This window comes from Streptomyces sp. NPDC050625 (assembly GCF_040654755.1).
Taxonomy (GTDB): domain Bacteria; phylum Actinomycetota; class Actinomycetes; order Streptomycetales; family Streptomycetaceae; genus Streptomyces.
Genome location: NZ_JBFAIQ010000015.1, coordinates 128,325 through 139,817 on the forward strand (window position 1 = coordinate 128,325; position 11,493 = coordinate 139,817).

The 11,493-nt window shown below is 72.7% G+C and carries 14 protein-coding genes; 7 read left to right on the plus strand and 7 right to left on the minus strand.

Annotated elements, in window-relative coordinates; translation table 11 throughout:
* Position 1 precedes the first annotated feature (1 nt).
* Positions 2 to 700 (plus strand): glycoside hydrolase family 75 protein, encoded by a 699-nt coding sequence (locus AB0I54_RS28945; protein ID WP_363299099.1) that lies wholly within the window; start codon positions 2 to 4, stop codon positions 698 to 700.
* 101 nt (positions 701 to 801) lie between these two features.
* Here the strand turns inward: AB0I54_RS28945 and AB0I54_RS28950 are convergent, their stop codons facing one another.
* The 4 genes from AB0I54_RS28950 to AB0I54_RS28965 form a co-directional block, all read right to left on the minus strand.
* On the minus strand, positions 802 to 1,212 hold the full coding sequence (locus AB0I54_RS28950) for a PTS fructose transporter subunit IIA (protein ID WP_363299100.1): 411 nt from the start codon (positions 1,210 to 1,212) through the stop codon (positions 802 to 804).
* Positions 1,205 to 1,804, minus strand: a complete 600-nt coding sequence (gene dhaL / locus AB0I54_RS28955) for a dihydroxyacetone kinase subunit DhaL (RefSeq protein WP_363299101.1) — start codon at positions 1,802 to 1,804, stop codon at positions 1,205 to 1,207. The genes AB0I54_RS28950 and dhaL overlap by 8 nt, the downstream gene beginning before the upstream one ends.
* A 46-nt stretch (positions 1,805 to 1,850) precedes the next feature.
* Positions 1,851 to 2,843: a dihydroxyacetone kinase subunit DhaK gene (gene dhaK, locus AB0I54_RS28960; RefSeq protein WP_363299102.1), complete on the minus strand. Its 993-nt coding sequence runs from the start codon at positions 2,841 to 2,843 to the stop codon at positions 1,851 to 1,853.
* Positions 2,844 to 2,951: 108 nt separating this feature from the next.
* A complete protein-coding gene (locus AB0I54_RS28965) occupies positions 2,952 to 5,285 on the minus strand; it encodes a PAS domain S-box protein (RefSeq protein WP_363299104.1) in 2,334 nt (777 codons plus the stop codon).
* A gap of 293 nt (positions 5,286 to 5,578) precedes the next feature.
* Between AB0I54_RS28965 and AB0I54_RS28970 the strand changes: the two genes are divergently transcribed.
* Positions 5,579 to 6,079 (plus strand): pyridoxamine 5'-phosphate oxidase family protein, encoded by a 501-nt coding sequence (locus AB0I54_RS28970; RefSeq protein WP_363299105.1) that lies wholly within the window; start codon positions 5,579 to 5,581, stop codon positions 6,077 to 6,079.
* Between the two features lie 7 nt (positions 6,080 to 6,086).
* Here the strand turns inward: AB0I54_RS28970 and AB0I54_RS28975 are convergent, their stop codons facing one another.
* Complete coding sequence (locus tag AB0I54_RS28975) at positions 6,087 to 6,554, minus strand: pyridoxamine 5'-phosphate oxidase family protein (RefSeq protein ID WP_363299160.1); 468 nt, start codon at positions 6,552 to 6,554, stop codon at positions 6,087 to 6,089.
* 440 nt (positions 6,555 to 6,994) lie between these two features.
* On the opposite strand from AB0I54_RS28975, the gene AB0I54_RS28980 reads away from it, so the two are divergent.
* The 3 genes from AB0I54_RS28980 (at position 6,995) to AB0I54_RS28990 (ending at position 9,669) form a co-directional block, all read left to right on the plus strand.
* A complete protein-coding gene (locus AB0I54_RS28980) occupies positions 6,995 to 8,743 on the plus strand; it encodes a GAF domain-containing sensor histidine kinase (protein WP_363299106.1) in 1,749 nt (582 codons plus the stop codon).
* Between the two features lie 113 nt (positions 8,744 to 8,856).
* On the plus strand, positions 8,857 to 9,012 hold the full coding sequence (locus AB0I54_RS28985; protein WP_363299107.1) for a hypothetical protein: 156 nt from the start codon (positions 8,857 to 8,859) through the stop codon (positions 9,010 to 9,012).
* A gap of 42 nt (positions 9,013 to 9,054) precedes the next feature.
* Positions 9,055 to 9,669 (plus strand): hypothetical protein, encoded by a 615-nt coding sequence (locus tag AB0I54_RS28990; RefSeq protein WP_363299108.1) that lies wholly within the window; start codon positions 9,055 to 9,057, stop codon positions 9,667 to 9,669.
* 85 nt (positions 9,670 to 9,754) lie between these two features.
* Here AB0I54_RS28990 and AB0I54_RS28995 read toward each other — a convergent pair whose 3' ends face one another.
* Entirely contained in the window at positions 9,755 to 9,994 is a 240-nt protein-coding gene (locus AB0I54_RS28995; RefSeq protein WP_363299109.1) for a hypothetical protein, read from the minus strand.
* Positions 9,995 to 10,104: 110 nt separating this feature from the next.
* On the opposite strand from AB0I54_RS28995, the gene AB0I54_RS29000 reads away from it, so the two are divergent.
* Positions 10,105 to 10,587, plus strand: coding sequence for an RpiB/LacA/LacB family sugar-phosphate isomerase (locus AB0I54_RS29000; RefSeq protein WP_363299111.1), 483 nt, complete (start codon positions 10,105 to 10,107; stop codon positions 10,585 to 10,587).
* Between the two features lie 28 nt (positions 10,588 to 10,615).
* Here AB0I54_RS29000 and AB0I54_RS29005 read toward each other — a convergent pair whose 3' ends face one another.
* Positions 10,616 to 10,981, minus strand: a complete 366-nt coding sequence (locus AB0I54_RS29005) for a DUF6479 family protein (RefSeq protein ID WP_363299113.1) — start codon at positions 10,979 to 10,981, stop codon at positions 10,616 to 10,618.
* A 117-nt stretch (positions 10,982 to 11,098) separates the two neighbouring features.
* Between AB0I54_RS29005 and AB0I54_RS29010 the strand changes: the two genes are divergently transcribed.
* Entirely contained in the window at positions 11,099 to 11,467 is a 369-nt protein-coding gene (locus AB0I54_RS29010; RefSeq protein WP_363299114.1) for a ferredoxin, read from the plus strand.
* Positions 11,468 to 11,493: the final 26 nt, after the last annotated feature.

Consider the following 11,493-nt stretch of genomic DNA (forward strand, 5'->3'; position numbering starts at 1 on the left):
CGTGCGTGTCCGGTCGCTGACGCTGGCCGCGGCCGGCGCCGCCTTGCTCGTCCCGGCGACGCTACCCGCCCCCGCCTCCGCCGGCCCACGACGGGAGCCGGCGGTGCGCGGCGAGGGCCGGGTCCGCGCCGCCGACCTGCTGGCCCGGGTCCGGCACTGCACTCCCGTCTCGCGCGGCCGCTACCGCACCGACGAGGGGGCGTCCGCCACCGTCCGGGTCTGCGGCACCCGAGGCGCCGTGTTCTGGAAGGCCGACATGGACATCGACTGCGACGGGCGGACCACCACCCGCTGCAACCGCCGCACCGATCCGATGTTCTTCGCGGCCACCGCCTTCCAGCAGTCCGACGGCCGCCATCTGAACGCCGAACGCCTGCCGTACATCGTGGTCCCGGCCCCGAGCGGTGTCTGGGACTTCCGTGCGCACGGCGTCCGCGGCGGGGCCGTCGTCGCCGTCGTCTACCGGAGCCGGGTCCAGTACGCCGTCGTCGGGGACACCGGCCCGCGCGGCATCATCGGCGAGGCCTCCTACGCCACGGCCCGGGGCCTCGGCATCAGCCCCGACCCGCGCCGGGGCGGGGTCCCCTCGGGCGTCACCTACATCGTGTTCAAGGGCTCCCGGGTCAGGCCCATCGAAAGCCACACGGCGGCCGTGGCGACCGGCCAACGGCTGGCCGGCCGGTTCGTGCGGGGCGGCTGAACCACCCCGCTCGCCCCGGTCCGGCCGACCCGTGTCGTCGGACGCCGCCCGGCCGTAGTCCCGAGCGGCGCCGAGCCCGCCGTTGACGGTGCTCGCCGGCATCACACCTTCCGGTAGCTGTACGCCTCCGTGGCCGCCGCCTCAACCGCGTCGAGGTCGGCCCCGGTGGCCGCCGTGACGACCGCGGCCACCGCGCCCTCCACGAACGGGGCGTCCACCAGACGTGTGCCGTCGGGCAGTTCGCCGCCCTCCGCGATCAGTGCCTTCACGGTGAGCACCGCGCTGCCCAGATCGGTGAGCACGGCGATGCCGGCGCCCCGGTCGACCGCGGCGGCCGCGGCGGAGATCAGCTCGGCGCTGGTACCGAGCCCGCCGCCCTCGGTGCCGCCCGCCGTCGCGACGGGCACCGCCGCGGCGCCGCCCGCCAGGCCCTTCGCCAGTTCGGCGACGGACGAGGCCACTTCGGCGCTGTGCGACACCAGCACGATCCCGACCAGCTTCTCGTCACTCACCTGCGGCCTCCGCGAGCGCGGCGATGAGCAGCGCCGAGCTGGTGGCTCCCGGGTCCTGGTGTCCGATGCTGCGCTCGCCGAGATAGCTCGCCCGGCCCTTGCGGGCCTGCAGCGGGATCGTCGCCACGGCCCCCTCCTCGGCCGCGGCCCGCGCCGCGGCGAAACCGTCGCCGAGCGCGTCGACGGCCGGCACCAGGGCGTCGATCATGGTCTTGTCGCCCGGCGCGGCGCCCCCGAGGGCCATGACCCCGTCCACGCCCGCCCGCAGCGCCTCGGCCAGCCGCCCGGCACCGACCTCGGAATCATCCCCGAGCGCCTTGCCCGTACGCCGCAGCAGCGTGCCGTACAGGGGCCCGGACGCACCGCCCACCGTCGAGATCAGCAGGCGTCCGGCGAGGGTCAGCACGGCACCCGGCGTGTCCGGCGCCTCCTTCTCCAGCGATGCCTTCACCGCGGTGAACCCGCGCTGAAGGTTGCTGCCGTGGTCGGCGTCCCCGATGGGCGAGTCGAGAGCGGTGAGCCGTTCCGCCTCGCGGTCGACGGACGCGGCGGTCGCCACCATCCAACGGCGGAAGAAGTCGGCGTCGAGCACTGGATCTCCTTGCGTGGTAGGAACGTCGGTCGCTGCTGGCGCCGTGTCACATGCCCCAGCGCAGGGCGGGGGTCCTCACCGGCGCGTCCCACAGCCGCAGCAGCTCCTCGTCGACCTGGCACAGGGTGACCGAGGCGCCCGCCATGTCCAGGGAGGTCACGTAGTTGCCGACGAGCGTGCGGGCGACGGTGACGCCGCGCTCGCCGAGCACCCGCTGCACCTCGGCGTTGAAGCCGTACAGCTCCAGCAGCGGGGTCGCGCCCATGCCGTTGACCAGGACGAGGACGGGGTTGCGCGGGGGCATGTCCTCCAGGATCGCGTTCAGCGCGAAGTCGGCGATCTCTCCGGAGGTCATCATCGCCCGCCGTTCCCGGCCCGGCTCGCCGTGGATGCCGATGCCCAACTCCAGCTCGCCGGGCGGCAGATCGAAGGTGGGGGTGCCCTTCGCCGGGGTGGTGCAGGCGCTGAGGGCGACACCGAAGCTGCGGGAGTTCTCGTTGACCTGGCGCCCGACGGCCTCCACCCGCTCCAGCGGCTGCCCCTCGGCCGCGGCGGCGCCCGCGATCTTCTCGACGAACAGCGTCGCACCGGTGCCGCGGCGTCCGGCCGTGTAGAGGCTGTCGGTGACCGCCACGTCGTCGTTGACGAGCACCTTGGCGACCTGGATCCCCTCGTCCTCGGCGAGCTCGGCCGCCATGTCGAAGTTGAGCACGTCGCCGGTGTAGTTCTTCACGACGAACAGCACGCCGGCCCCGCTGTCCACGGCCGCCGCCGCACGCGCCATCTGGTCCGGCACGGGGGATGTGAACACCTCGCCCGGACATGCGGCCGACAGCATGCCGTGGCCCACGAACCCGCCGTGCAGCGGCTCGTGCCCGGAGCCGCCGCCCGAGACGAGTCCCACCTGCCCGGCCACGGGGGCGTCCCGTCGTACGATCACCCGGTTCTCGACGTCGACGGTCAGATCGGGATGTGCGGCCGCGATTCCCCGCAGCGCGTCTGCCACCACGGTTTCCGGAACGTTGATGAGCATCTTCATCGGTACCTCCTGGTGGGCCCGGCAGGTAGGACTCCGGCCCGTGTTCTCCCAGGACCGATGCCGACCTGTTGCCTACTCTCGGAAGTATCGACCTTGTGCGGGTGATCGTCACCCGCCCTGGCGCGCCAGGACGCTCTTGAGGCTGAACCACGTCGTCTTGCCCTCGTCCGTCGGGCGCACGCCCCAGTCGTCGGCGAGGGCCCGTACGAGGAGGAGTCCCCGGCCCGACTCCGCGTCCTCGGCCGCCGTGCGGGGCTGGGGCAGCTGAGGACTGCGATCACCGATCTCGACCGTCAGTTCGATGTCGGTCCGGCAGATGTGCAGTCCGATCGGCCCCTGGGCGTGTTGTACGGCATTGGTGAGCACCTCGGACAGCAGGAGGCACGCGTCGTCCGCCCGGTCCGTGAGGTCCCACTCGACGAGCACGCGGCCGAGGAAGTCCCGGCCCGCCGACACGGACCGCGCCACGGCGGGCAGGTCGGTGGTGGCCGTGGCCAGCGGGGCCGCCGGCAGCTGTGTCAGCAGCAGGGTGACGTCGTCGTGGCCGTCGGCGTCGGGCAGCAGGGTCGCCAGTACGTGGTCGGCGACAATTTCGAGGTCGGGGGAGCCGGTCGCGAGCCTGTCCAGCGTGTTGATCAGCTCGGTGAGCTGGTCCTCGATGTCACCACCGGGAGTCTCGATGAGTCCGTCCGTGTAGAGCACGAGGGTGGCACCGCGCGCGAGCGTCGTACAGCACTGCTCGTAGACCACGTTGCCCACGCCGAGGGGCGCGTTCACGGGCGCGGGGAGTGTCCGCACGGCCTCGACCGGGACCGTGACCAGGACGGGCAGATGGCCCGCGGAGCAGACGGTCACCTCCCCGGTGTCGGCGGCGATGACCAGATAGCAGCAGGTGACCAGCTGGTCGGGGACGCCCAGGTCGGCGACGACGGTGTCGAGGGCCTGCATGAGCTGGCGGGGCTGCATCCCGGTCTTGGCCAGCGCGTGCGCGGCGGACCGGAGCTGACCCATGACCGCGGCCGCCTCCAGGCCGCGGCCCATCACGTCGCCGATCAGCACGCCGACCCGGCCGGCCCCCAGCGGGATCAGGTCGAACCAGTCCCCGCCCACGCCGGCGCCCTGGGTGGCGGGCAGATAGCGGCTCGCGGTGGCGAGGCCGGGTATGGCGGGCGGGGTGCCCATGAGGCTGCGCTGCAGGGTCAGGGCGATGTGCCGCTGCTGCTCGTACAGCTCCGTCAGTTCCGCCTCGGCGCGCTTGCGGTCGCTGATGTCGCGGACGATGGCGCACGCCCCGATCACCGTGCCGTCCTGGGCCCGGGTCGGCCACAGCGTCACGTCGACGTCCAGCATCGCGTCCGAACGGGTGAGGCGCAGGGTCTCGAAGTGCTCGACCTTCTCGCCCCGGCGCAGCCGCTCCAGGAGCTGACTGATCTCGTCCCCCCGGTCGGGCGGGGCGAGTATCGACACATGCTGACCGACCGCCTCCGCCGCGGTATAGCCGTACAGCCGCTGGGCGGCGGCGTTCCAGTACGTGATCCGGCCGTCGAGGGTCTTGGCGAGGATCGCGTCCTGGGAGGACTCGACCAGCGCGGCGAGTTCGTTGATGCGTTCCTCGGCGGCCTTGCGTTCGCTGACGTCGCGGACGGCGGCGGAGACGAGGAGGCCGTCGGCGGTTTCGAGGGGGCTGAGGCTGATCTCGACGGGGAACTCGGTGCCGTCCTTGCGCAGGCCGTAGAGGTCGAGTCCGGCGCCCATGGGGCGTACTTGCTGGTTGTGGGCGTAGTTGTTGCGGTGTTCGGTGTGGTGGGCGTGGAAGCGGCCGGGGACGAGGAGTTCGACGGGGCGGTCGAGGAGTTCTTCGCGCTGGTAGCCGAAGAGCGCTTCGGTCTGTGCGTTGACGAGTTTGATCGTTCCTGTGTCGTCGACGATCACCATCGCGTCCGGAGCCGCCTCCAGCAGTCCGCGGAAACGTTCCTCGGCGGCCTTGCGTTCGCTGACGTCGCGGACGGCGGCGGAGACGAGGAGGCCGTCGGCGGTTTCGAGGGGGCTGAGGCTGATCTCGACGGGGAACTCGGTGCCGTCCTTGCGCAGGCCGTAGAGGTCGAGTCCGGCGCCCATGGGGCGTACTTGCTGGTTGTGGGCGTAGTTGTTGCGGTGTTCGGTGTGGTGGGCGTGGAAGCGGCCGGGGACGAGGAGTTCGACGGGGCGGTCGAGGAGTTCTTCGCGCTGGTAGCCGAAGAGCGCTTCGGTCTGTGCGTTGACGAGTTTGATCGTTCCTGTGTCGTCGACGATCACCATCGCGTCCGGAGCCGCCTCCAGTAACCCGCGGAAGCGCTCCTCCGCCGCGCGCGGGCCGCCCGTAGCCTCGCCCGCGCCGCACCGGCACCCCTTCGCGACCACGTCGGTGCAACCGGGCGGCACCACTTCGGCCAAGTCGCTCATGTTCATCCTCGATCCGCGGCTCACGATGAGAGGGGCCATCTCAGCGCAACTCGGGCGCATCCGCACCGACATGTCGTCAAGTGGCCGCAGCACGCCCGAACCTGCCCACCTGCGATGCCGTCCATGACAGCTCCGCCGCCAAGGGGGCGCCGTCTGGGGGACCGGGCCGGCGGAGGACCGGCCCGGGTCGTTCTCCGGCCCGGTGGGGACCGATGGCCCTCGTGTCCGCTGCCTGCCGTGCCGAGGATGAAGTGAGGCAGTACCGCTGCACCAGGCGAGGGACGGGACGGCTGATGTACCCCAACGACGGATTCCGCGAGCTGGGCCGGGAGGAGTGCCTGCGGCTGCTGGCGAAGGCGCCCGTGGGCCGCATCGTGCACACCCGACGGGCCCTGCCCGCCGTGCTTCCGGTGAACTTCGCCCTGGACGCGGACGGCGCGGTCGTGCTGCGGACCTCCGCGGCGTCGGAGCTGGTGCGGGCGATCGAGGGGACCGTGGTCGCGTTCGAGGCCGACGAGGTCGACGCGGTGGCGCAGTCCGGCTGGAGCGTGGTCGTCACCGGCCCGGCCACGGTGGTGACCGACGCGGCGGAGCACGAGCGGCTGATGCGCGGCGGGCCGCGCTCCTGGGTGCCCGCGCCGCGGGAGGTCTTCGTCCGTATCGAGCCGGAGCTGGTCACCGGCCGGGAGCTGGTCGGCGGCCGCACCCTCTACGGAGTCGACCTGCCGCGTACCGGCCATGGAGCGGACCTGCCGTGTACCGGCCATGGAGTGGACCTGCCCCGTACCGGCTAACTCGCCCTCACACATCCTCCGGCCCCTCGTCGGGGACGAGCCGGATGCCCGTGACCAGGTCGGGGCGGATGCGGACCGCGTAGTCCATGGTCTGTTCCACCCAGGGGCGCAGCAGCGCCCGGTAGCGGATCAGTTCCTCCGGGTCGGTCACCAGCTGCGCGTAGCCCGTGACCACCACGCTCCAGCCGAGGTGGGTGTCCGGGTCGATGGCGTCGGCCTCGTAGGCGACGACGACCCCCGAGCCCTCGCCCTGCCGGGCGTGCGAGGTCAGGGCCGCTCCCTCATGGGTGCGGATGACGATGTCGCCGTCGGTCAGAACGTGGTTGACCGGGCGGACGGTCGGCAGCGCGTGCCGGGTGAACACGACCCTCCCCAGCGAGACACTGCCCAGCAGGCGCAGCGCCTCGGCACGGCCGATCTCGACGCTCCGGTGCGGCCTTCCGGCCGCCGACGGGGCGTGGTCGGCGGGAAGCAGGGGGCTGGGTCGGGAAGTGTCACTCACGTCTCTGCGTCTCCGGAAGCCACGGGCGGGCTCTGCCAGGTCATTGCAGCCGGACGGGCGGCCGTCGCGCTAGGGCCGTTCGGCCTCGGCGGACGTCCGGCCGGACCGGGCCGCCGCCGCGGAACGCGCGAGGAGCGCCGTACGGCACCCGCGCCCGCCGGCCGACCGGGCGCACAGGAGCGGAGCGACACCGCGGGGGATCGGTGCCGCTCCTGATCCCACTGTGCCTCGGTCCGCGCTCGAACGGGAGTGCCGATCGGTCCGCGGAAGGGCCGAACGGCCCACGCAAGATCGGGAACCGCGGTACCGGGGACCTGCCGGAACCGGTGCAGGCCGCGCTCGTCGGCCATTACCGTGGCACCTGACCGGACCGGACCATGTCCATGAGCAAGAGGGGACCGGGAGGAGCGCAGGTGGGAAGCCCCGAGGAGGCGCGGATACGGCTGCCGCAGCTGAGGCTGGACGAGTTGCTGGAGGAGCTGCAGGCCCGTCTGGACGCGGCCCGCGGCACACGCGACCGGGTGCACAGCCTGCTGGAGGCGGTCCTCTCGGTCGGCCGGGAACTGGACCTGGAACAGGCCCTGAAGAGCATCGTCGAGGCCGCCGCGGCCCTGGTCGACGCCCAGTACGCGGCGCTCGGGGTGATCGGGCCCGACGGCAGGCGGCTGTCGGCCTTCTACACCGTCGGTGTCAGCGAGGAGCAGATCGCGAGCATCGGCCCGTATCCGGAGGGCCACGGCATCCTGGGTGAGCTGATCCGCCACCCGGAGCCGCTGTGCCTGGCGAAGCTCTCGGAGCACCCGGCGTCGTACGGCTTCCCGCCCCACCACCCGGCGATGAACACCTTCCTCGGCGTCCCGATCCGCGTGCGCGACGAGGTCTTCGGCAATCTGTATCTGACCGAGAAGCGGGGCGGCGGCCAGTTCGACGAGGAGGACGTCTCGGTCACCCAGACCCTGGCCGTGGCGGCCGGTGTCGCGATCGACAACGCGCGGCTGTACGCGGAGTCCCGGTTGCGCGAGCGCTGGCTGCGGGCCAACGCGGAGATCACCAACAGCCTGATGTCCGGGGCCGGTCAGGCCGAGGCCCTCGCCCTGATCGCCGAACGCGCCAGGGAGATCACCGGCGCGGCCCTGGCCGTGGTCGCGACGCCCATGGCGGACACCGGCTCGCTCGGCGTGGAACTGGCCCTCGGTCAGCAGGCGGAGGCCCTGCGGGGGCTGGTGCTGCCGCAGGACGGCACCCTGATGGGCGAGGCGGTCACCGGCGCCGCCGCCGTCACCAGCGACGACGTCACCCGCGACGCACGCGTCTCGGCCGGCCCGCTGCGGTTCACCGGGCTCGGCCCGGCCGTGGCGGTCCCCATCGGCACCGGCGAGGGCGGCGTCCGCGGCGTGGTCATGCTGGTCAGGGAGACCGGGCGGACCCCGTTCACGGGCAAGGAGACCGAGCCCCTGCAGGTCTTCGCGGCGCAGGCGGCGATCGCCATGGAACTGGCGGAGCGCCGCCGGGACGCGGAGACGATCGCGGTGCTCAAGGACCGGGACCGGATCGCCCGGGACCTGCACGACCTGGCCATCCAGCGGCTGTTCGCGACCGGCATGACGCTGCAGAGCGCAGGCCGTTTCATCGAGCACGCGGGAGCCAACGAGCGGGTGCTGCGGGCCGTGGACGACCTGGACGAGACCATCAAGATCATAAGATCGACGATCTTCGGCCTTCAGGCGCGCGAGGGCCCCGCGGGGACCGGTCTGCGCGCCCGTGTCGTAGGGGTGGTGGGCGAGGCGACGCCCGTGCTGGGATTCGCCCCCAGCGTGCGGATGGAGGGCCTGGTGGACACCGACGTGCCGCGGGAGACCGCCGACCACGCGGTCGCCGTCCTCTCCGAGGCCCTGACCAACATCGCCCGGCACGCCCGTGCCGACCGCGCGGATGTGATCCTGAAGACCGACGGACGCGAGCTGTGCCTGACGGTCACCGACAACGGCGTGGGCATCCCGCCCGAGGGCCGCCGCAGCGGACTGCGCAACATGCAGGAGCGGGCGCGGCAGCTCGGCGGCCGTCTGGAGTTGCGCAGCCCCGAGGACGGAGGTACCACGCTGGTGTGGCAGGTGCCGGTGGCCGGGCAGGAGGGCCACGACACCCCCGTCGAGGAGGCGTAGCCGTCGGGCCGCCGACCGGTCGGGGCCGTTCGGACTATGCGCTCGGCGGACTTCTGCTCCAAGCTGAAGATGAAGATGTCGTACGCGGGCACCTGAGCACCCTGGAGGTCGCCATGCACGACACTTGGTACGTCGTCGGCGCGCCTGCCGTGCCCGGCGACGTCGTGACGGCGGCCGGTCCCTTCCGTGAGACCCGAGACACCGGACCGAACCGCCGCCGGGACCTCGACCCCGACCTTCCGGACATCGAAGGAGCCCGGCCCGTCTGACACACCGAGGACGGCCGGAGCGCGGGAAGGAGGCGACGGCCGATGGCGAGGACACGTCGCAGGAAAGCGACCGGGGTGTGGTTCCGGCGCTGGCGCTGGAGGTGGCGGAGCAATCCGCTGCACCGCCGCAGCGACACCGTCGAGGCCTGGGTCGTGCTCGCCACCTGGATCCTCGCCCTCCTGGGCGCGGTGTGCGCGGGCGTGGCGGCCGCGATGGTGGTGGACGGCAACCTCAGCGCACGCCGTGCGCAGGTCCACGCCGTCTCGGCCGAGCTGACCGAGAACTCGGTCGACGCCGCACCCGCGGCCGGTGGATACGACGACAGCAGGGTGTGGGCGACGGTGCGCTGGAAGGCGGCGGACGGCTCCGTGCACACCGACCGGGCGAAGGTCGCCCCGGGCATCGCCGCCGGCTCCCGGGTCACCATGTGGACGGACGGTACGGGCCGGCTCGTCTCCAAGCCCCTCGACGCCACGGAGTCCTGGCTCCAGGCGGCCGTCACCGGTGCGCTCGTGGCACCGGCCGTCGGGTTCGTGGTGTGGGGCGGCGGCCGGCTGGTGTGCGGACAACTCCTGCGGCGACGCCTCGCGGAGTGGGACGAGGAGTGGAAGCGGATCGGTCCGCAGTGGCGGAACCTCAGCGGGGGGCGGGGCTGATCCCGTAGACAGGCCCTCCACGCCCTCGGCCGACCCCGAAAGGCAGGACTCGCTGCCCTCGGGGTCGGCCGAGGGCGTGTCGTCGTCATGGCGCGCGAGAACGGACGAGAACGGACGCTCCGAGTCCGGTCAGCCGGTCGGTCCCGGCCCCGGCGCCCGAGGCGCGCACGTTCCGCCGCACCCGGTTCATCACCCGCTTCGCCGCGGTCACGAGCTGGCGCCACGGGCGAAGGTCGGGGCCTGTCGGCTCCATGAGCACGGCCGGGTCGTCATCGGGGCCGCCGATGCCGGGGGAGCGCAGCCGGGCCGGCCGGTTCGGCGTCATCGCAGGTGGCCATGGCCCGGCAAGCGGGGCTCAGGACCTGCAGTCGCCGGCCGAGGTGCTTGCCCCCGTCCGTGGCAGGCTCCGCCGCACAGGCCGTAGGCTCCGGGAGTATGCGGATCTCCGTCTCCTCCGACATGGACGAACCCGTCGCCCGGCAACTGGTCGGGGAGTTGCGTCGGCGTGGCCACGAGGTGCGTACGTACGGCGCGCTGCAGCCCGGGGCGGATCCGCAGTGGGCGGTCTGTACCGAGGCGGCGGCCCGTGACGTGGCGGCGGGGAGGGCGGACCAGGCCGTCGTGTGCTGCTGGACCGGTACGGGTGCGTCCATCGCCGCGAACAAGGTGCCGGGCGTCCGGGCGGCGCTGTGCACGGACGCGTACACGGCCGACGGCGCCCGCCGCTGGAACGACGCCAACGTCCTCGCCCTCGGTCTGCGTCTGACCTCGGAGCCGGTCCTCAAGGAGATCCTGGACGCCTGGTTCACGGCCACGCCCAGCGAGGACCCCGAGGACCGCGGCAACATGGCCCACGTCGGACGTCTCGATGCCGACCGGACGGGTTCGCCCCGGGCCGGCCGCCCACCGGGGTCGTGACGGGGGTCAGGTCACCTGAGTCGTCGGGTCAGTGGGCGCCCAGCCCGCCGCCGCCGAACGAGCCGCTCGAACCCTTGCTCCAGCGCGGGCGGTCCTTCGACGCGCTCGGCCGGGTGTCGATGTTGCTCAGCTCGTACGGGGTCAGTGGGCGACCGCCCTCGGGCATCTTGGGTACCTCTTGGGACTCCCGGTTCTCCCGGACCTCGTGCACCGCGCCCTCGGGCGGCAGATGCGGCTGTTCTTCGGGACGGGGGCGGGGCGACTCCTGGTACTTGACCCGGGAGTTCAGCCAGAAACCGCCGGCGAGCAGCGCCAGGACGGCCAGGGCCACCAGGAAGAGCACAAGACTCATGAGGCCGCTCGCCGCGGCCAGCTGCATGGATGCGGTACTCATAGCACAGGAATACCCCGCCCAGAACGGGGTGAACCAGACACCTTCCGTGACCGTCGGTCGCATACGGCGACATCGGGTCCGGGGTTTGAGCCGACCGGTCCCGGTTACCCGCCGGGTGTGACACCGGCGAATTTCCGCCAGGAGCCCTACCGGTTCCTGGAGGACCGTTTCGCGTGCGCGCAGGCGTGCACCGAGTGCGCCAGGGTGTGCGCACTGGGCGCGAGCGCCACGATCCCCATCGGGGCCGACGGGGAGGAGCGGATACTGCGGCAGGCCGTCATGTGCGCCGAGGTGTGCGACGCGACCTGCCGGGTGCTCGCCGAGAGCCAGGAGGAGAAGGCCATCCGCATCCAGCTGGAGTGGTGCCGCTCGGTCTGCCTCGAATGCGCGCATGCCTTCGAGGGGCGGCTCGATGCCGCCGGGACCGCCGAGGCGTGCCTGGCCTGCGCGCGGGCCTGTGCGGACTTCGTCGAGACGCTCTCCTGAGCCACCGAACCGGCGCGCGCCGGCGC

Excerpts from the sequence above, each read along its gene's own strand:
- dhaK (WP_363299102.1), bottom strand. The coding sequence starts at position 2,843 with ATGAAGATGCTCATCAACGTTCCGGAAACCGTGGTGGCAGACGCGCTG.
- AB0I54_RS28965 (WP_363299104.1), bottom strand. The coding sequence starts at position 5,285 with ATGAGCGACTTGGCCGAAGTGGTGCCGCCCGGTTGCACCGACGTGGTC.
- AB0I54_RS28970 (WP_363299105.1), top strand. The coding sequence starts at position 5,579 with ATGTACCCCAACGACGGATTCCGCGAGCTGGGCCGGGAGGAGTGCCTG.
- AB0I54_RS28985 (WP_363299107.1), top strand. The coding sequence starts at position 8,857 with ATGCACGACACTTGGTACGTCGTCGGCGCGCCTGCCGTGCCCGGCGAC.
- AB0I54_RS28990 (WP_363299108.1), top strand. The coding sequence starts at position 9,055 with ATGGCGAGGACACGTCGCAGGAAAGCGACCGGGGTGTGGTTCCGGCGC.
- AB0I54_RS28995 (WP_363299109.1), bottom strand. The coding sequence starts at position 9,994 with ATGACGCCGAACCGGCCGGCCCGGCTGCGCTCCCCCGGCATCGGCGGC.
- AB0I54_RS29000 (WP_363299111.1), top strand. The coding sequence starts at position 10,105 with ATGCGGATCTCCGTCTCCTCCGACATGGACGAACCCGTCGCCCGGCAA.
- AB0I54_RS29005 (WP_363299113.1), bottom strand. The coding sequence starts at position 10,981 with ATGAGTACCGCATCCATGCAGCTGGCCGCGGCGAGCGGCCTCATGAGT.